Origin of the sequence: Acinetobacter sp. Tr-809 (genome assembly GCF_011753255.1) — a bacterium.
Classification (GTDB): Bacteria; Pseudomonadota; Gammaproteobacteria; order Pseudomonadales; family Moraxellaceae; genus Acinetobacter.
On sequence record NZ_VWVZ01000004.1, the window covers coordinates 158,616 to 177,624 of the forward strand.

Annotated in this window: 23 protein-coding genes; 18 read left to right on the top strand and 5 right to left on the bottom strand. The window is 40.3% G+C overall.

All coding sequences use genetic code 11. The annotated features are described in order from the left end of the window. Nucleotides 1-74 precede the first annotated feature (74 nt). From F3J02_RS10545 to F3J02_RS10570, 6 genes are all read left to right on the top strand, one after another. On the top strand, nt 75-1,223 hold the full coding sequence (locus F3J02_RS10545) for an NADH-dependent flavin oxidoreductase (RefSeq protein ID WP_167249103.1): 1,149 nt from the start codon (nt 75-77) through the stop codon (nt 1,221-1,223). A gap of 33 nt (nt 1,224-1,256) precedes the next feature. Continuing rightward, nucleotides 1,257-2,153 carry an AraC family transcriptional regulator gene (locus tag F3J02_RS10550; protein ID WP_167249106.1) on the top strand — a complete coding sequence of 299 codons (897 nt, stop codon included), beginning with the start codon at nt 1,257-1,259 and terminating at the stop codon, nt 2,151-2,153. A gap of 244 nt (nt 2,154-2,397) precedes the next feature. Next, the gene (locus tag F3J02_RS10555) at nt 2,398-3,324 is read left to right on the top strand and encodes an alpha/beta hydrolase (protein WP_167249108.1); all 927 of its coding nucleotides are present in this window, start codon (nt 2,398-2,400) and stop codon (nt 3,322-3,324) included. A gap of 39 nt (nt 3,325-3,363) precedes the next feature. Next, nucleotides 3,364-4,281, top strand: a complete 918-nt coding sequence (locus F3J02_RS10560; RefSeq protein WP_167249109.1) for an alpha/beta hydrolase — start codon at nt 3,364-3,366, stop codon at nt 4,279-4,281. A gap of 75 nt (nt 4,282-4,356) precedes the next feature. Next, nucleotides 4,357-5,187: an SDR family NAD(P)-dependent oxidoreductase gene (locus F3J02_RS10565; RefSeq protein WP_167249111.1), complete on the top strand. Its 831-nt coding sequence runs from the start codon at nt 4,357-4,359 to the stop codon at nt 5,185-5,187. A 20-nt stretch (nt 5,188-5,207) separates the two neighbouring features. After that, complete coding sequence (locus F3J02_RS10570) at nt 5,208-5,960, top strand: SDR family NAD(P)-dependent oxidoreductase (RefSeq protein ID WP_167249113.1); 753 nt, start codon at nt 5,208-5,210, stop codon at nt 5,958-5,960. Between the two features lie 63 nt (nt 5,961-6,023). Here the strand turns inward: F3J02_RS10570 and F3J02_RS10575 are convergent, their stop codons facing one another. Further along, a complete protein-coding gene (locus F3J02_RS10575) occupies nt 6,024-6,944 on the bottom strand; it encodes a LysR family transcriptional regulator (RefSeq protein WP_167249115.1) in 921 nt (306 codons plus the stop codon). Between the two features lie 98 nt (nt 6,945-7,042). Here F3J02_RS10575 and F3J02_RS10580 point away from each other — a divergent pair, with 98 nt between their 5' ends. Further along, nucleotides 7,043-7,639, top strand: a complete 597-nt coding sequence (locus F3J02_RS10580; protein ID WP_167249117.1) for an FMN-dependent NADH-azoreductase — start codon at nt 7,043-7,045, stop codon at nt 7,637-7,639. 74 nt (nt 7,640-7,713) lie between these two features. Here the strand turns inward: F3J02_RS10580 and F3J02_RS10585 are convergent, their stop codons facing one another. Together F3J02_RS10585 and F3J02_RS10590 are read right to left on the bottom strand one after the other, a co-directional pair. Next, on the bottom strand, nt 7,714-8,349 hold the full coding sequence (locus F3J02_RS10585; protein ID WP_167249119.1) for an SDR family oxidoreductase: 636 nt from the start codon (nt 8,347-8,349) through the stop codon (nt 7,714-7,716). A 224-nt stretch (nt 8,350-8,573) separates the two neighbouring features. Beyond that, nucleotides 8,574-9,674: an MBL fold metallo-hydrolase gene (locus F3J02_RS10590; protein ID WP_167249121.1), complete on the bottom strand. Its 1,101-nt coding sequence runs from the start codon at nt 9,672-9,674 to the stop codon at nt 8,574-8,576. Nucleotides 9,675-9,955: 281 nt separating this feature from the next. Between F3J02_RS10590 and F3J02_RS10595 the strand changes: the two genes are divergently transcribed. The 7 genes from F3J02_RS10595 (at nt 9,956) to F3J02_RS10625 (ending at nt 15,234) form a co-directional block, all read left to right on the top strand. Continuing rightward, nucleotides 9,956-10,603: a hypothetical protein gene (locus F3J02_RS10595; protein WP_167249123.1), complete on the top strand. Its 648-nt coding sequence runs from the start codon at nt 9,956-9,958 to the stop codon at nt 10,601-10,603. Nucleotides 10,604-10,619: 16 nt separating this feature from the next. Further along, nucleotides 10,620-11,585 carry a 2-hydroxyacid dehydrogenase gene (locus F3J02_RS10600; RefSeq protein WP_167249125.1) on the top strand — a complete coding sequence of 322 codons (966 nt, stop codon included), beginning with the start codon at nt 10,620-10,622 and terminating at the stop codon, nt 11,583-11,585. 111 nt (nt 11,586-11,696) lie between these two features. Continuing rightward, a complete protein-coding gene (locus F3J02_RS10605; RefSeq protein ID WP_167249127.1) occupies nt 11,697-12,284 on the top strand; it encodes a 1-acyl-sn-glycerol-3-phosphate acyltransferase in 588 nt (195 codons plus the stop codon). Nucleotides 12,285-12,439: 155 nt separating this feature from the next. After that, nucleotides 12,440-13,852: a M48 family metalloprotease gene (locus F3J02_RS10610; RefSeq protein WP_416224651.1), complete on the top strand. Its 1,413-nt coding sequence runs from the start codon at nt 12,440-12,442 to the stop codon at nt 13,850-13,852. A 60-nt stretch (nt 13,853-13,912) separates the two neighbouring features. Beyond that, the gene (locus F3J02_RS10615) at nt 13,913-14,407 is read left to right on the top strand and encodes a GNAT family N-acetyltransferase (RefSeq protein WP_167249131.1); all 495 of its coding nucleotides are present in this window, start codon (nt 13,913-13,915) and stop codon (nt 14,405-14,407) included. A gap of 62 nt (nt 14,408-14,469) precedes the next feature. Continuing rightward, on the top strand, nt 14,470-14,835 hold the full coding sequence (locus F3J02_RS10620; protein ID WP_167249133.1) for a GFA family protein: 366 nt from the start codon (nt 14,470-14,472) through the stop codon (nt 14,833-14,835). A 39-nt stretch (nt 14,836-14,874) separates the two neighbouring features. Further along, on the top strand, nt 14,875-15,234 hold the full coding sequence (locus F3J02_RS10625; RefSeq protein WP_167249135.1) for a hypothetical protein: 360 nt from the start codon (nt 14,875-14,877) through the stop codon (nt 15,232-15,234). 74 nt (nt 15,235-15,308) lie between these two features. Here the strand turns inward: F3J02_RS10625 and F3J02_RS10630 are convergent, their stop codons facing one another. Both F3J02_RS10630 and rpsU read right to left on the bottom strand, forming a co-directional pair. Next, nucleotides 15,309-15,755 (bottom strand): GatB/YqeY domain-containing protein, encoded by a 447-nt coding sequence (locus tag F3J02_RS10630; RefSeq protein ID WP_167249137.1) that lies wholly within the window; start codon nt 15,753-15,755, stop codon nt 15,309-15,311. Between the two features lie 29 nt (nt 15,756-15,784). Further along, a complete protein-coding gene (gene rpsU, locus F3J02_RS10635) occupies nt 15,785-16,000 on the bottom strand; it encodes a 30S ribosomal protein S21 (protein ID WP_004652785.1) in 216 nt (71 codons plus the stop codon). A 145-nt stretch (nt 16,001-16,145) separates the two neighbouring features. Here rpsU and tsaD point away from each other — a divergent pair, with 145 nt between their 5' ends. The 4 genes from tsaD to F3J02_RS10655 are packed head-to-tail and all read left to right on the top strand — an operon-like array spanning nt 16,146 to nt 18,906. Continuing rightward, complete coding sequence (gene tsaD / locus F3J02_RS10640) at nt 16,146-17,153, top strand: tRNA (adenosine(37)-N6)-threonylcarbamoyltransferase complex transferase subunit TsaD (RefSeq protein ID WP_167249139.1); 1,008 nt, start codon at nt 16,146-16,148, stop codon at nt 17,151-17,153. Nucleotide 17,154: 1 nt separating this feature from the next. Beyond that, entirely contained in the window at nt 17,155-17,607 is a 453-nt protein-coding gene (locus F3J02_RS10645) for an AAA family ATPase (RefSeq protein WP_167249141.1), read from the top strand. Beyond that, entirely contained in the window at nt 17,607-18,362 is a 756-nt protein-coding gene (locus F3J02_RS10650) for a tRNA(His) guanylyltransferase Thg1 family protein (protein WP_167249143.1), read from the top strand. Before F3J02_RS10645 ends, F3J02_RS10650 begins: the two co-directional genes overlap by 1 nt. 40 nt (nt 18,363-18,402) lie before the next feature. Next, nucleotides 18,403-18,906, top strand: a complete 504-nt coding sequence (locus tag F3J02_RS10655) for a hypothetical protein (protein WP_167249145.1) — start codon at nt 18,403-18,405, stop codon at nt 18,904-18,906. Nucleotides 18,907-19,009: the final 103 nt, after the last annotated feature.

Here is a 19,009-nt window from a genome sequence, read left to right on the forward strand (position 1 = left end):
GTTTAGGCAACTGAGAAAAAGTGCATCCCATATACTTTTTATGAGAAGAGAAGTTTATTTTGTGGGATGTTTCCATGTCTAAGACAAATGTTGCGTTATTTCAATCATTCCAATTGGCTCAAGGCATTCACTTACGAAATCGAGTGATTATGGCTCCCATGACCACTTGGTCGAGTAATGACGACTACACTGTTTCAACACAAGAGTTGGACTATATACGCCATCGTGCACAAGCTGTTGGGCTGGTCATTACGGGATGTACGCATGTACAAGAAAACGGTATTGGTTTTAGCCATGAATTTGCAGCCTATGATGACCGTTTTACCGATAGTTTGGCAAAACTTGCGAAGGCTGCAAAAAGTGGTGGTGCCCCTGCAATTCTACAAATCTTTCATGCAGGTAATAAAGCTGTTCCCAGTTTGATTCCACACGCAGATCTGGTCAGTGCAAGTGAGTTAAAGGCACCTGCGGGGCCATTTAATGATGGACAATTACAAAGTCGTGCACTCTCCCATGAGGAAATCTTGGAAACGATTCGTGCCTTTGGAGAAACCACACGTCGTGCAATTGAGGCTGGGTTTGATGGCATTGAGTTACATGGTGCGCATGGCTTCTTAATTCAGAACTTCTTCTCGCCTTTATTTAATCAGCGCAATGATCAATGGGGCGGTTCACTCGAAAAACGCATGCAATTTCCATTAGCTGTCGTGAAAGAAGTTAAACGCGTAATCCAAGCACATGCAAAAGGTCCATTTTTATTGGGTTACCGTATTTCGGTGGAAGAATATGATGCAGCTGGTCTGCGTATTATAGACAGTTTGCAATTGATTGATCATTTGATTGATGAGCAGATTGACTATCTGCATGTGTCATTAAGCAATGTCTTGAATGCCACTCCAGTAAATGATCCAGAGCTTGGGGTTATTGCAAAAGTTGTGGCTGAGTATGTCGCACAACGTGTGCCTGTGATTGCGGCAGGACAGATCAAGACACCCGAACAAGCTCAGCAGGCTTTAGATTTAGGTTTGTCATCTGTTGCCATTGGCCAAGCATTGATTATGAATCCGAATTGGGTTGAGTTAGCCCAGAGTGGTCGTGGTGATGAAATCAATTTACAGCTAGATCTCGAACAGGCTTCCGAGCTCAGTATTCCTCACAAGCTGCAAGATGTTATTCAGGCAACAGCAGGTTGGTTCCCTGTTAAACAAGCTGAAAGTGTTTAATTCATTTGCTGTAATGATTAAAGAGGGATTGCAATGATTGAATATGAAGATACCCAACAAGTGATTGCATCATTGGCACAGACAGTTGATCATCTGATTCGAACAGATGGTGATCATGATACTGCAATCCCATCTTTATCTCTGCATCGCCGCTCAACCGCCAGTGCCACTCATTGTATTTATAATTTGGGTTTAGGTGTGGTGTTACAGGGTGAAAAACAAGTGATGGTGGGTGATCAAATGCTGACCTACACAGCAGGTCAAACCATGTTAACGACCATTGATCTACCTGTGATCAGTCATACGCGTACTGCTCCTAAGCATCAGCCTTTCCTTGGTTTGATGCTATTGTTGGATATCCCGATGGTCACTCAAATGGTTAGTGAGATGGGGCAGCTAAACTTGAAAGAAAAAACTCAACCTTCATTCGGGGTGCAGCCTGTTGACTATGTGTTGATCGAGGCGATTAGCCGCTTGGTGAATTTACTGGATGAGCCCGTGTTATTGCCGCAGCTTGCGCCAATCTTGCAACAAGAGATCATGATTCGTTTATTGACTGGCCCCAATGGGGTGTATCTGCGTCAATTGATTAAAACCGGTTCAGTCAGTCAAAAAATTGCTAAAGCTGTCGCTTGGTTAAAGCACAATTTCGTTCAGGCGATCCGTATGGATGATTTGGCTGAGCAGGTTTATATGAGTCCCTCAACCTTTAGGCAACATTTTCGGGAAATTACAGGTATGAGTCCGTTGCAGTACCAAAAGCAGCTGCGTTTACAGGAAGCTCGACATTTAATGCTGAATCAACACTTTGATGTAGGCCATGCCGCTGGGCTGGTTGGTTATGAGAGTGCATCACAATTTAGTCGTGAATATTCGCGCTTATTTGGGAATGCACCACAACGTGATATTCAGGATTTACAGCTGGTTTAATCAAGATCTTTACAAATAAAAAACAAACCCAGATTCTCTTCAGGATGATGGGTTTTTTTTGTTTCATATTGTTGAAAAACATATATAAATTAGAAGTAAAACAAGACTAACAAAATAGGCAAAAATCCTGTTGAAATAGGCAATTCAATCACGTTTTATCATCCTATACTGAATACATAGAAAGAAAGAGATTCAATCTAAAACGGATTGTCGTTACGCATAATTCACGAGTGAGGTACTCAATATGCAAACTGTTAAATATAAAAACCTAGCATGGGAATCAGCAGCCAATATCTTATTCCCAAATGATTTTGATAAAAGTAAAAAGTATCCAGCCATCGTCAGCGTTCATCCAATTGGTAGCTGTAAAGAACAGACTTCTGGCAATATTTATGGTCAAGCATTAGCTGACGCAGGCTTTGTGGTGCTGGTCATTGATGCATCATTCCAAGGTGAAAGTGGTGGTGAACCACGTTTTATAGAAAATCCATATCACCGTGTTGAAGATATTCGTTATGCCGTCGATTATTTGGTCACCCAAGATTTTGTTGATGAGAATCGTATTGGTGCTTTAGGCGTCTGTGGTGGTGGTGCTTATGTACTCAACACAGCAATGACGGAGAAACGGATTAAAGCCGTGACTTCAATTACGGGTGTGAACTTTGGTCGTATGACCCGTGAAGGTTACGGTGGAACAGGTGCAGCTTTGATCGAAGGGCTTGAAGCAATTGCACAGCAACGTACTGCTGAAGCACGTGGTGCTGAATTGTTGGTGAATAATTTACTACCACCATCCGTAGAGGAAGGTAAAAAAGCGGGAATTACCGATATCGATCCTCTCGAAGCAACTGACTACTATAAAACTGCGCGCGGTCAGCAACCGAATGGTGCAACCAGTGCCTTATTTTCTCGTATGAGTGTGGCTTTGGGTTGGGATGCATTTCACTTGGCTGAAGTTTTATTAACACAACCGATCTTAGTCGTGATCGGCGACAAGCCAGGAGCATTTGGTGCATATCGTGATGGCCATGAAATTGTACGTCGTGCAGCATCGAAACAAAAAGAGCTGCTTGTTTTAGAAAATACGTCACATTACGAGTTGTACGATCAACCTGAGCCTGTTGCTAAAGCATTGGCGAAAGCAATCCCATTTTTTAAAGAACATCTTTAATCATTGCATTTAAGAAAATTGAATTAAAAGGAAATCAAAATGTCAAAAGAAATCAGTATCCAAAATCATAATGGTCAGGGGATTACCCTTGCAGCAGTAATTAACTTCCCTGAAGGTTTTGATGAGAGCAAAACCTATCCTGCGGTGGTGGTGAGTCATCCAGGTGGTGGCGTCAAAGAGCAAACGGCTGGTTTATATGCGCGTAAGCTCGCTGAGCATGGCTTTGTAACAATTGCCTACGATGCTTCATATCAAGGTGCAAGTACAGGTTTACCACGTCAGTTAGAAAACCCGTATATCCGTACTGAAGATGTCAGTGCTGTGATTGATTATTTAACTACCTTGCCTTATGTCGACAATAACCGTATTGGTGCGATGGGGATTTGTGCAGGTGCAGGTTATACCGCAAATGCAGCCATCAATGATCGCCGTATTAAAGCGGTGGGTATGGTCAGTGCAGTTAACATTGGTCAAATGTTCCGTAATGGCTGGGAGAACAATGTCAAAGATGCAGATGCGATCCCTTATATCCAAGCAGGTACAGATGCTCGAACTTCAGATGCCAGTGGTGCCGAGATTGCAACAATTCCACTTGCACCATTAAGAGAAGAAGATGCACCAAATGAAGAATTGCGTGAAGCATGGGAGTATTACCATACCCCACGTGCGGAACATCCAAATGCACCGGGTTTTGCTACTGCACGCAGTTTAACTCAAATCATTACTTACGATGCCTATAACAAAGCTGAAGCATTTTTTACTCAGCCCTTATTGGCGATTGCAGGCAGTGTAGCAGGCAGTAAGTGGATGAGTGAGGACTTGATTAATCGTGCAGCAAGTACCGATAAACAACTTTATGTTGTAGTCGGAGCCAACCATATGTCTCTCTACGACAAACTAAATTTTGTTGATGAAGCGGTAGGCCAATTGGTTCCATTCTTTAGCACAAAACTTTAATCACACTGTACTTAAAGTAACTCAACAGGTCACTTTAAAGTGGCCTGTTTTTTTTCGAGATGTTGGAGTAGCACAATGAAACGTATTTGGTTTGTGACAGGTACAACACGCGGAATGGGTGTTGAAATTGTTAAAGCAGCGATTCAGCAAGGGGACTCAGTTATTGCGACAGGGAGAAGTTTAAGCAAACTCAAGGTGCTTTATTCAAATTTACCGAGTGATCAGATTGAGTTGGTTGAACTTGATATTCGTGATGAACAGCAGGTTAAAACCGCTGTAGAGATTGGATTAAAGCGTTTTGGTCGTATAGATGTCTTAGTCAATAACGCTGGTTATCCGTTATTGGGACGTTTTGAAGAAGTAACCGCAGCACAAATTGAACAGCAATTTGCCACCAATGTTTTTGGCACATCCAACGTACTCCGTACAGTCTTGCCGATCATGCGCCAGCAACGTTCAGGTCATATCATCAATACGTCTTCAATTGCTGGAGTAAAAGCAGTTGCCAATGCGGTGTTTTATTCAGCTTCAAAGTTCGCAGTCGAAGCGATTAGTTTGGCTTTATTAGATGAGGTTGCACCATTTGGAATTAAGGTTACTGCGATTGAGCCAGGCTTTTTCCGTACTGAATTTTTAAGTGAAAGTTCAACACAATATGGGACGCATTTACATGACGATTATGAAGCATTGGGTAATACCAAGGCATTGATGTCGGCTGCGGATGGGCAGCAACAAGGCAGTCCTGCCAAATTGGCACAAGTGGTGATGCAAGTGGCTGCAATGGATAATCCACCGAAACAGCTATTGATTGGCAATGATGCAATTGACTATGTGATGCCAACCTTGACGTCTCATTTAGATGAAATTAAGCAGCACGAAGCTTTAACTCGAAGTACTGATTATTAATTCAATAGGTAAGACTTAAAATGAAAACAGCTTTAATTACAGGTGCAAGTGCGGGTATTGGTAAAGCACTTGCTTATCAATTCGCTCAACAAGGCTTTAATCTAATTTTGGTTGCTCGTAGACAAGAGGCACTGGAACAGATCAAGCAGGATTTAGAAAGTCGTTATTCAATCCAAGTAGAAAATCAGATCTTTGATTTAGCCGTATCAGGGCAAACGGCTGAGTTATATGACACGGTTAAGCATCATAAAATTGATGTACTGATTAATAATGCAGGCTTTGGTGACTATGACTTAGCTTGGGATGCAGATCTAAGTAAAGTGATGAATATGGTGGATTTGAATGTTCGTGCGCTGACGGATTTGTCTTTGCGTTATATCAAAGACTATGTGGATGAAGATGCGGTATTAATCAATGTGTCATCTGTAGGGGGATATGCTGAAGTTGATGTAGCGATTCCATATTGTGCCACTAAATTCTATGTCTCTTCATTCACAGAGGGTGTCGATTTTAGCCTGCGTACCCAAGGGAAAAAATTACGAGCTAAAGTACTTGCTCCCGCTGGAACGCAAAGTGAGTTTCATAACGTTGCCGCAGATGGTAGTGGGATCGATATCAATGAATTGTATAACGGTGCAGTTTTAATGACAGCAGAACAACTTGCTGAAAGTGCTTATCAACTTTATTTAAGTGATAAAACCGTAGGGATAGTCAATCCTAACAATGAGTTTGAACTCAAAGATGCAATTTTTCCACAGGTTGCATTGTTGTAAGTAGAAATAGATCTCGGTATTGATATGAAGCAAAGGCTAAATTTATTTAGCCTTTATTTTTTCTTAAACCACATTTTGATTGTTTGATAGAGCGGGTGGTAAGTGCTGAATGAGTTGATCAATCGCCAAACGGGTTTTTAATGGCATATAAGGCAAACTCGGCCAGACTACATGAATAGGAAAGTCGACACTGGAAAATTCGGCTAAGACTTGAACCAAGCAAGCATCTTGTAACTCTTTATGAATAAGCCAGTCAGGGAGCCACGCAATGCCATGATGTGACAACACTGTATTTTTAATCGCCAGCATATCATTCAACATCAATTTTGCTTTGGGCTTGATTGCATAAAGCTGCTTGTTCTCATCTTGTAGCTGCCATTTTGGCAAATGCCCTGAATAGGGAAAGGCAATCGTGGTGTGTTGTTGCAGTTCATCTAAATGATTTACTGGACCTGATTTCTGGATATATTCAGGTGTAGCACAGAGTAACATCCGATGATCGCCTAGCTTTCTCGCAATTAAATGATGGCTATCAGGCAAAGTGCCGATACGAATCGCTAAATCAAAACCATCTTCGACCAAATCGACAGTTCGATCATTTAATGAAAGTTCTACCTGCAAAGCAGCATGCTGTTGTGCGAGTTCAACGATTAGTGGGGCGATATAGAGTTGACCAAACAGAACTGGTGCCGAAATTCTTAATAAGCCAGTTGCACTGATTTTACCTTGCTCTAGTAAGCTCTCAGCACTATGGATTTCAGCAATCGCACGCTGACTGTGTTCATAGAATAGCGTACCTTCCGCTGTTAAGTTCAGAGTTCGGGTGGTGCGTTTAAATAAAGCGACACCTAAGCGTTGCTCTAAACGCGCAATACTTTTACTGACAGCTGAGCGGGTTAGATGCAGCTGCTCTGCGGCATTACTAAAGTTACCTGCCTCGACCACTGTCACAAAGATTGAAATCGTACTCAGTTCAGTTTGCATGATTGTAGATTTTTAGGAATCAATAGATAGAAATATTATCACTACTGGTGATTTGGTTGTAGTAGTAACATGGCTCCATCAAGATATGGAGAACAAACATGGCGAAAGTGTTGGTGTTGAAATCAAGCATTATGGGTGATCAATCACAGACCAGCCGTTTGATCGATGTATTTTTAAAACAACGTGCTGAAAAAGGCTTACAGGATGAGGTAATCATCCGTGATTTAACAACACTTAACTTGCCTGTATTGGATGCGGAAATTTTCCATGCATTGCGTGGCGCAGCACATGTTTCAGCACCGATTCAAAAAATTATTCAGTTATCAGATGAATTGATTGCAGAGCTTAAAGCAACAGATTTATTGCTGATTGGTGCACCAATGTACAACCTGAATGTGCCAACACAGTTGAAGAACTGGTTTGATTTGGTGGCGCGTGCCCGTCATACCTTTCGATATACCGAAACCTATCCACAAGGCTTAGTTGAAGGCGTAAAGGCAATCGTAATGAGCAGTCGTGGCGGTATTCATCTTGGGCAGGTAACGGATGCAGTTACGCCTTATCTTCAGTCTGTTTTAGGTTTGATGGGAATTCATGACGTTAAATTTGTATATGCAGAAGGTTTAGACATATCTGCTTTAAAAGTTGATGCGTTAAAACAGGCGCACCTAAAAGCACAACAGATTGCTATTTAACAATCTGCGACCCCTTACTGCCGACATTGGCAGAGTCGGACAATCAGGTGCCTGATTGTCCGATCTTTTCATCATTACATAAAATAAGGTTGATCGGCATCTGAGTTCGGTTTATTAAGCCCTAAATTTTTTCGAGAGGAAAATTCTGGGGTTTGGATAATTTTAACGACGAAGGCTGCGACACTTTTACGTGAAATAACCGTGCCTTTAAAATCTTGATCACGTTCTGTTGTCTCATAATCAATTTCATCTTCGTCCATGAGCCAAGCCGCACGCAAAATACTGTAATCCAGATCTGACGCTTCTAATAAATCGGCTGCTTTACGATATGGACCAAGATACGCACCAATTTCTTTTCGGTTCCATTCGCCAAATTTACCTTTGACTTCATCATAGATGCCGAGTGAATTAATCATAATAATCCGCTGAACACCTGCGCTGCGCATGGCTGAAATAATATTTTGTGTTTGTTGCTCTAATTCACCAGCAAGGTTGGCGTAGACAATATCTTGTCCTTGTACGGCCTGCTTTAATTGCTCCAGATTCAAAACATCAGCTTCGATGACTTTTGCATTGGCTGGCAAATCGGCACCTAATTTTTTTGTATCACGTACCAATAACGTTTGAGTCAAGTTAGGTTCATTTGCCAGCATCTCAATGACCCATTGAGCAATTTGACCTGATGCACCAAGCACTAATACATTTTTCATTTTTAACGACCTTTGTTTAAGATTCATCATTTAAGAAAAGACCTGTAGATGTCATTTTCTTGATCTTCGATGTTTCTATTTAAGCCTAAAAATACGACATTGATTGACCTGAAATGCTCAGTTGTTTGCCTAATTTGATCAGCTTTATTTTTCATTCTTTCAATGTGCTCAATAAAAAAAGCCTCATATGTGAATGAGGCTCTTAATTGAAAGGGATTGTTTGATTAACGAATATTCTTCCACCACTGTTTAAAGGATTGGCGATCATTATCCAGTTCAACCAACTCACCGATCATTGGTGTAGCAAGACGATATTTCCTGCTTTGCGAGTATTCAACAATGCGGGTAATTGGCTCATACCAAGCATGTTTAGCCAAACTGAATTTTGAATGATGTACGGGAATCATATTACGTGCATTCAGTTCTTCCGTAGCTTGAGCTACTTCATCAGGATGGCAATGCACTGAACGCCAAGCAGCATCGTATTGACCATTTTCCATCAAGGCCCAATCAAAGGGACCGTATTTCTGTCCAATCTCGACAAAGTGTTTTCCATAGCCGCCATCACCTGTATAGAAAATCTTTTTATGTGGGGACTGAATGACAAAGGAGACCCAAAGATTTTTACCACCATCTAAAGCGCGGCGAGAGTCATGATGAGTAGTTTCAGTGATAATGGTAATCCCATCATCAAACTCAATTCTGTCACCCCAATCTCTTTCAATCAGTTTCTCTTTGGGATAACCCCAATATTCAAAATGTTCACCAACACCTAGACCTGTAATTACATATTTGACTTTGTCTTTAAGTTTAAGCGTGGTTTCGTAATCCAGATGATCATAGTGATCATGTGAAATCAGCAAATAATCAATGTCTGGTAAATCTTCAACCTTATAAATATCTGTCCCTTTATAAGCACGAGTGCCCCAAGGGAAAGGGGAAGCTTTGCCACTCATGACAGGGTCGATCAAGAAAGTTTTACCATGCAGTTGCATAAATATAGAAGAATGACCAAACCAAATAATGACATCCTGTTTGGGATCAAGAGCGAGTAGATTGGTTTTAATGGAAGGAATTGGGTCGATGGGGTTACGATTTGGAATGGTTTTGATAAAGGTTTTGTAGAGTTCTACCGCAATATTTGAGCCTTCGCTCATGCCTGATTTTTCAATTAAGTTTCGAAATTGACCTTGGCGATAGTTGGGAGAACTTTCAATGGTTTGTAGTCGTTCACCAGAAGGGATTTTACCAAATAGGGGTTGTTGGGCATACATGGCACTGCCAGCAATGAGCAGAACGACAGCGATAGCAAAAAGAATAAGCATAGAGAGCGTCAACCTTTTCATTTGAGCATTCGATACAACAGTAATAAAAAGTAAAAGCGACAAAATGATGAAATATTGTCTAAAAGTCGACGAATGAAAACTTGCCTATTGTTATTGAATATTTGCCTAAACTAACGAGAAATGCATTTCTGATCATGCAATTGGATTTATATAGAAGTGATTGAGCAAAAGGAAGTCATTTAGGGGGACTTGGTTTATGCTAGACTATGTGATGTTACAGTATTGCAAATGACTGTGAGTAATGGGAATGAGTAGGTAAGATGATCGGGCAGCAGAGAAACATATTGGCAACTTTGGGAATCGATGTTTGGATTCCTAGAGAAGTGGTATGTCAAAAAAATACTGCACCGAGCTTATGGCGAGATCAAATAGTTGATGAGGTTTCGCAATCGACAGCGCTTGCATTTGATTCAGCACCGATTGTTCAAGATATTCCTGTTACGCCTGTACAAACATTACCAGTCGTTGAAAAACAAATTCCTCAGCCTACAGAAATTATTGCAAAACCTGCTGTGAAAGAAGCTGTTGTTGAAAAAGAACAGCTTGTTATTACGGCTCAGATTCAAGCATTTGAATTGCAAATGTATGTTTTAGACAACTGCGCCATTTTATTGGAAAGTAGTCAGCTTAGTGATACACAACGCCAACTCTGGCAAAATATTCAAAAGGCAAGATTGGGTCAATACGCAGAGCTGAAATGGCCATTTCCTTTGGCTGCTTTTCAGGAAAGCAGAGGGCTGTCTTCGTATATTCAAGGTTTTATCGATGCCAGCGCGACCAATAAAAAGATATTATGCTTAGGTCAACTGGACTTTATCCAGCATTCTAATATATTACATTTAGCGAGTTTAGAAGAAATGATTGCCCAACCTGTATTGAAAAAACGGTTGTGGCAACTTATGCAATAAATATCGGAATTTAATAATGAAGAAAGTCGTTGTATTCAGCCAAATAGATCAGGATGTTTTAGCGCAGTTACAGCAAGATTATCAGGTGGTGGTGTTGAACCCGAAACTTGGTGATATCAATGAGCAGATTCGAACCGAAGTAGTTGATGCCGATGCCATGATTGGCGCAGGGCGTTTACTGAATGAAAGCAATTTAGCTCCCGCACAAAAACTCAAAGTCATTTCTACTGTTTCGGTTGGTTATGATAACTACGATGTTGGTTATCTCAATCAAAAGAAAATCTGGCTTGCCAATACCCCACATGTACTGACAGAAACGACCGCTGATCTCGCATTTACATTGTTGCTCAGTGCGGCACGTAAAATTCCATCTTTAGATGTATGGACCAAGCAGGGCCAATGGAAACGAACCGTTTCAACTGAACAATTCGGTGTCGATGTTTTTGGGAAAACTTTAGGCATTATTGGCTTGGGTAATATTGGAGCTGCCATTGCTCGTCGTGGTTTCTATGGTTTCAATATGAATATTTTGTACCATAATCGCCGTGAAAAAATTGAAGTAGCACAAGCTTTTAATGCGCAATATCGTGATCTAGATCAGTTGTTACAACAGTCAGATTTCATTGTGGTTGCGGTTGATTTAAATACTGAGTCTAAAGCACTGATTGGTGTAGAACAGTTTGATTTAATGCAGAAACATGCAGTGTTTGTGAATATTGCTCGCGGTTCGGTGGTGGATGAAGATGCACTGATTGGAGCCTTACAGCAAAACAAAATCTTTGCAGCTGGGCTAGATGTTTATACCAAAGAACCTTTACAAAGCTCTCCTTTATTTGAATTACCAAATGCAGTGACTGTACCGCATCTGGGTTCTGCAACAGCAGAAACACGTCAGAAAATGGTAGATCTGGCTTATCAGAATTTAATTGATGCATTGCAAGATCGTACACCTCGCTATTTGGTGAATCCGAAATTCGAATAATTGCTTACAATGCTGATCATTTAATTGCTGCATTATTGTGCGGCTCCATCTTTTTAAGTTGATTAATATTGGTACACTTGCGCCCTTTGTGACTTCGTCTTGGGGCGTCTGGTGTTTGAGAAATTAGCTGAACAAAGTTTGGGCTTAATGGGTTGGGAAATTGACAATCATTGGGATTTAAACATTGACCAATGTGTCATGATTGCTGCCCCGCATACCAGCAACTGGGATGCTTTATATGCACGTTTGGCGTTAAAAGCGTTGGGTGTTAATGTGCGCCTGACCATCAAAGATAGCTATATGAAATTTCCATTTGGGCCATTTGTTCGTGCAATGGGCGGCATCGGAATTGATCGTACTGTCAAACAAGAAGGGCAAGCGCGACCAAGTATGGTCCAGCTGATGAGTGACTTGTTTAAAACGCATCCTAAGTTAGTCATGCTTGTGACTCCTGAAGGGACGCGTGCTAAACAAGAGCAATGGAAAACAGGTTTTTATCATGTTGCAATAACAGCGGGTGTCCCGATTGCACTTGCGTATATGGATTATGCCAAGAAAAAAACGGGTGTAGGGAAAATTGTTTACCCTACAGGTGATTATGAAAAAGATATGACTGAAATTATGTCTTTTTATGCAAACATCAATGCCAAATTCCCAGAAAAATTTAGTGTAGATCAACGTTACGTTGCGGCAGAGTAATCCGGCTGATTTCAAAAATCATAAGATAAGGCAGGATTTCTCTGCCTTTTATAACACTTTGTTGCAAATTTCTCCTATTTTCAATGTTATAGTAAATTTCTTTATTAAAATCATAGAGAAACCACTTGAGATCGTTGCTGCTCGCCTGTGGCTTATTGGCCACAACTCAATTGAGTCACACTGAGGTCTTTTTACCTTCCCATACGGCTGGGCAAACAGAAGTGCCTGAAATTGGCAGTGGTATAGGTTTACTCGATCAACAAAAAGAAAAATTTATCGGTGAAAAAGTTTATCGTGAAGTGCATCGTCAAATGCCAACAGTGCAAGATGCATGGTTGGAAGACCAATTTTTACAGGTTTTTTCAGGCATTCTCAGCCAGACTCAACTGGGTCAACCGATTGGCTTGGTGATTATCAAAGATCCTCAAATTAATGCTTTTGCTGTTCCTGGTGGTCTATTTGCATTGAATACAGGTTTGATTACTTCAGCTAAGAATCTGGATGAGATTGCTGGTGTCATGGCGCATGAGATTGCACACGTATCACAGCGTCACTATAGCCGTTCTCAAGAAGCATTTAAGGGACAAGGCTTGCTTGCATTGGCAGGTATTCTTGTCGGAGCCGCGATTGCATCTCAAGCTGACGGCAATGCGGGTGCAGCGGTCATGATGGGTACTCAAGCGGCATTGATGGATAAGCAGTTGAGTTATAGTCGTAATCAGGAACGTGAAGCAGATCGTATCGGCATGCAGTTTATGTACGCTGCAGGTTATAACCCGCAGAGCATGGCAGACTATTTTGAAACCATGCATCGTGCCACCAGTCGAGTCAGCTTTTTACCAGACTTTTGGTTTACCCATCCTTTAACAACAGAACGGATGAGTGAGGCACGTTTGCGTGCCAATCAACTTCCTAAAGTAAAGTCTAAAATTTACGATCTCGATTTTGAGATTTTAAAACTGTATACCTTAGTAGTGTCTAATCAGGCGACTGAAATTCAATTACAGTCACTGGCAAATCAGAAAAATACCGCAGCGCAATTGGCACTAAGTAAGTTCTATCTGGAGCAGGGAGATTACGCTCAAGCACAAGCCAACTTAGACTTGGTGAAGCCTAAACTTAGAAATCATGTGCTTGTGCCGCTGATCCAAACCGATATTTATTTGGGGCAAAATAAGTTCGAACAGGCTTACAATAGTATCAATCCAATTCAGAAAACCATGCCTGAGAATCGAGCCTTATCTTATAAGTTAGCAGAAGTGCTGATTCGACAAGGTCAAGTTGCACAGGCACAAGCATTGGTACAACGTTTTATTCATAAAAACCAACGTGATATTGAAGGTTGGCAATTGCTGCAGCAAGCCACCAATTTAGATAAGAGTTCGCCATTACAAGCAGTTAATGTATTAGGTTATCGTGCAGAGGCAGAATATTGGTCGGGCTATGAAGAAAATGCTATTAAGTCTATGTTACATGCGCAACGCCTTGCGAAAGGAAATCTAGCCATGACCGCAAAAATTGACGCACGTTTAAAACAGATGCAAGATGAACGCCGTATGAGGCTGTAATCAGACTTTTTAGTTGGTATTTATTTGGAACCTATTAAGTTTAGAAAGAGCAATAACGATATGGAAATTAAGCTAGAAAAATTTCATATGCATGACTTTAATTTGTATTACCAACTGGTTGGAAATGAAAAAGTTATGGCGATGATTACAGAAAGAGCGATTCCTGAAGAAGAGGCGAAGAAAGATTTCCAGTTGCTTATAATAAATAATCAATTACACCCTAACTTTGGTCATTTTAAAATATTAGATGTGAATACTAATGAATATATAGGCTTAGCGAAATTAGAAATCAAAAACTTGAATGACAGTGAGGTTGAGTTGGGTTATATGCTTTTACCAAGTTATTGGGGTAAGGGTATAGCGCGAAAAGTTAGTCAACAGCTACTGAGTGATGCAAAAAAACAAAATTCAATTCATAGAATCTTTGCGATTATTGATCCTCAGAATATCGCATCACGTAAAATTTTAACAAGTCAGGGATTCGTTCATACAGAGTTCAAAGATTATGATGGGCTTGCTGGTGAAATACTTGAGCTAAAGCAAAGCCTTATTTAACTTCAATCAAACTATAAAACTTAAAGACGACTTATATTTATAAAACTGAGGGGGAGGCTGTTATGATTCAAGGACAATGTTTGTGTGGTGCTGTGCAGTATCAATATCATGGGGAAATTGAAAATAGTATTCTATGTTATTGCACTGATTGCCAGCAGGCACAAGGTTCTATCGCGGGTTGGAATAGTCCAATTGAGCGAAACAAATTCGAGCTGATTTCTGGGCGTGAGCAACTGAAAGAATATTTTCATACACCAAATAAGGCACGGGTATTTTGTCAAAACTGTGCCAGTCCACTTTATTCCTATCGTATGGATTTACCCAATATTATTCGTTTACGTCTCGGTACGGTAACAGCAGGAGAGATACCAGTGCCAAAGGAAGAATTTTTTCTAGAGCATAAACCAAAATTTATTGAATTAAGATAAGATGACGTGCGTAAGGAATCGCTAAGAAGTTAGAACATTATGAACAAAATTTTAGTTTTTATTTTTGCGATCAGCAGTGTGGGGATCAGCTCAGCAGCATCGATTGAGCAGTATGCAAACTCGGTCGATAAAATTCGTAGTGTGTATGCACAGGATATACGTGGTTTTTTACGGAGCCTGAATCCACAAACATCACAATTTAGCCCTGAGCAGCAAGCAAAGTACTGTCAGATTAATCAGCGTTATATTCAGGATATGTCTGATGCGATTGAACAAAATCGCTCATCATTACCAGCGCAATACGCGAGTATGACCAAGCAAGATTTAATCAAGCAAGTGGTTGAATCAAAAGAGATGCAAATGCTGGCAAAATATAATGTTCAGTGTGAATTTAGATAATAAAAAGACCTTGGGTTCATTGTTAAAATGAATCCAATTTAAAAAATAGGGGAGTGTAAAAGGAGTTAAGCAGATTAGCTTAATTTTGCTTTAATTTTAGCAGATACATGTGCAGGATCGGCACGCCCGGCTATGATCGGACGTAGAGAATTCATCACCTTACCCATATCTTTCATGCTAGTAGCTTCTTGAGCAGCAATCGTTTGCTCAATGATGGAATCAAGTTCTTCCTCAGTCATAGCTGCTGGTAGAAATTGAGAAATAACCTCAACTTCGGCTTGTTCCTTACTAGCTAAATCATTTCGACCAGCGCCAGAAAAGGCCTTGATCGATTCTTTACGTTGTTTAATTTGCTTTTCAATGACCGCAAGAACCTGAGCATCGTCAAGCTCAATGCGCTCATCGACTTCGATTTGCTTAATTGCTGCCTGTACACCACGAATAACCGTTACTGTTGCCATATCTTTGGCACGCATTGAGTTTTTTAACACGTCAGTAATTTGGTTTTTTAAAGTATTCATAGTATTTTCAGCAGTCAATCACAAATTAATTAGTAAAGGCGAGTAGTACGTACAGATTCGCGAGTCAATTTCTTTTGATAACGCTTAACTGCAGCAGCTTTTTTGCGCTTACGTTCTTGAGTTGGTTTCTCATAGAATTCGCGCTTACGAACGTCAGCTAAAACACCCGCTTTTTCGCATGAACGTTTGAAACGACGGATAGCTACGTCTACTGGTTCGCCTTCTTTCAACTTAACTTGTGGCATGTAAAATCCTCTAAGATGATGGATAAGATCTAACGCACTATTGCACTAGATCGCAAGTGAAGGTCAGTATTTTACTCATTTACAACTCAGATCACAAGTCTATAATAGCTCTGTTATTATTTTTGATCGTTGTAAAGGCAGTTTAATGATTGTTTTGGGCTTAGAAACTTCGTGTGATGAAACTGGGTTAGCACTCTATGATAGCGAGCTCGGCTTACGTGGACAGGTTCTATATAGCCAAATCAAATTGCATGCAGAATATGGTGGTGTCGTTCCCGAATTAGCTTCTCGTGACCATGTTCGCAAGATGATTCCTTTGATTAATCAGCTGCTTGAGCAAAGTGGTGTCAAAAAACAAGAGATTGATGCGGTTGCTTATACTCGTGGCCCAGGGCTGATGGGGGCATTGATGACAGGTGCCTTATTCGGTCGTACCTTGGCTTTTGCTTTTAATAAGCCTGCAATTGGTGTGCATCATATGGAAGGTCATATGCTTGCCCCATTACTTTCAGAAACTCCACCGGAATTTCCGTTTGTAGCTTTATTGGTTTCAGGTGGTCATACTCAATTAATGGCAGCCTATGGAATTGGTCAATATGAATTGCTCGGTGAATCGATTGACGATGCAGCGGGTGAAGCCTTTGATAAAGTCGCAAAAATGATGAAACTGCCTTATCCGGGTGGTCCCAATATTGCGAAATTGGCGTTACAGGGCGATGCCAAAGCTTTTGAATTCCCACGACCAATATTGCATCAAGGTTTGGATTTTTCTTTTAGCGGTCTTAAAACTGCGGTTTCAGTACAACTGAAAAAGTTAGGCGATGAAAATCGTGATGCGGATGTGGCTGCATCTTTCCAAGAGGCTGTTGTCGATACGCTCGCTAAAAAATCAGTAAAAGCTTTAAAACAAACAGGTTTAAAACGTTTGGTGATTGCGGGTGGTGTCAGTGCCAATTTAAGATTGCGAGAGCAATTAGAAACGTCATTGGCAAAGATTAAGGCACAAGTGTATTACGCTGAACCTGCTTTATGTACAGATAATGGCGCCATGATTGCCTTTGCTGGATATCAGCGTTTAAAAGCTGGGCAACATGATGGATTGGCGGTGACCACCACACCAAGATGGCCAATGACTGAGTTACAGCCGACCTAAAATGGAGCTGATCATTTTTGTAGGTGGGCAAGCTTCAGGTAAATCAACATTTTTTAAGCAATATTTCTCTGATACGCATATTCGTCTCAATCTTGATATGTTGAAAACCAGACATCGTGAGAAAATATTGTTTCAGGCCTGTTTGGACGCAAAACAGAAGGTTGTTGTTGATAATACCAATCCGAGTAAACTAGATCGAAAGATATATGTTCAAGATGCAAAAAATGCTCACTTTAAGGTGATCGCTTACTATTTTGATAGTGGTCTGGATGATGCTCTTTTGCGGAATGAACAACGAGAAGGTAAGGCGAAAATTCCTAGAGTTGGTGTGATTTCTACGTTTAAAAAGTTAGAAATCCCTGAGCTTAATGAAGGCTTTGATGAAGTTTACCGCGTTTCAATTGATCAAGAAAATGACTTTAATGTGAGCTTGCTGTATCAAAGAGAACAATAATGAGATTTGAAGATTTAGATACAAGATTAAGAAAATATGAGACGGCTTACGATTTCTGTATTCCGCCTGAAAATTATATTGTCGTAAGGTTGGATGGTCGTGGGTTTACACGGTTAACCAAAGAAATCTGGCAATTCGAAGTGCCATTTGATGTACATTTTAGAGATTTAATGGTAGAAACCACAACCCATTTATTACAGTGTGGCTTTAATATCGTCTATGGTTATACCCAAAGCGATGAAATTTCTCTTTTATTCCATTACCGCGATGAAAGTTTCAACCGTAAGGAACGTAAAATTCTTTCTATTTTAGCAGGTGAAGCCAGTGCAAAATTCTCTGTTATGCATGGTCAAATTGCTACTTTTGATGCTCGAGTTTGTGTTTTACCCAATTCGCAATTAGTAGATGACTACTTCCGTTGGAGACAAGAGGATGCGCATCGAAATGCATTAAATGCACACTGCTATTGGATGTTAAGAAAATTGGGGCATGCAGTAGGTGAAGCAACGGAGCAAGTGAAAGGATTAAATCGTCAAGAAAAGCATGATTTACTCTTTTCACAGCAGATTAATTTTAATGAACTTCCTGCATGGCAAAAACGTGGTACAGGTGTTTATTGGAAAGACGTTGAAAAAACAGGTCTGAATCCGAAAACTGGTGAAATTACACAAACGACAAGAAGGCAGTTAGTTGCTGATTTTGATTTGCCTTTAAATGAATTCTATAGTGAATTTATAGGTCAAAATTTTTTTTGAAAATATTTTTATGAACTAACGTTCATAATGGAGTTGTAAGTTGAAAATTTCTTTTATTTTTACATGTGGCCGATTAGAGTCTTTATTTAAGATTCTCTGCCTCACTCAACAAGGTGAGAAAAAGGTCGAGTCAAAAGAAAAGGTCGTTGAACAATATAGAAAAGACATCGCTTTAGGACGTCCTTTTGAAGAAACTGAACTTTATCAAATAATTGAGAAAAGTGAAGAAAAAATTGTCATTAACCGCTTAAGTAATATTCTTCGAGAAAAACCTACTCAGCAGAAGAGCAGCTTTGATGCAGACGAATATAAAACAGGTGCATGGTCTGAGTTTAATGATTATAAGCTAGCCGTTCGATTCTCAAATGCGAAAACCGAATTAAGTGAAAAGCACTTTGCGAAAACTGGTGAATACATGACTAGTCGTGGTATTGCAAAGTTGACTGGTTTTAATCCAAGTAACATTAAAAACATGTTGCATCATAAAAGAAGCGTAGTGAGAAAAATGCTCACGACCTTAGAGAAGTTAGCAAAAGAGTATTGATATTTAAGCTCTAGAAGCGATGCAGAGAAAATCTATTTCTCTGCATCTATAAAAAGTCTGTATCCAGTGCCTAGGTTGTATTTTGCAGAAAATAGGACGGCAT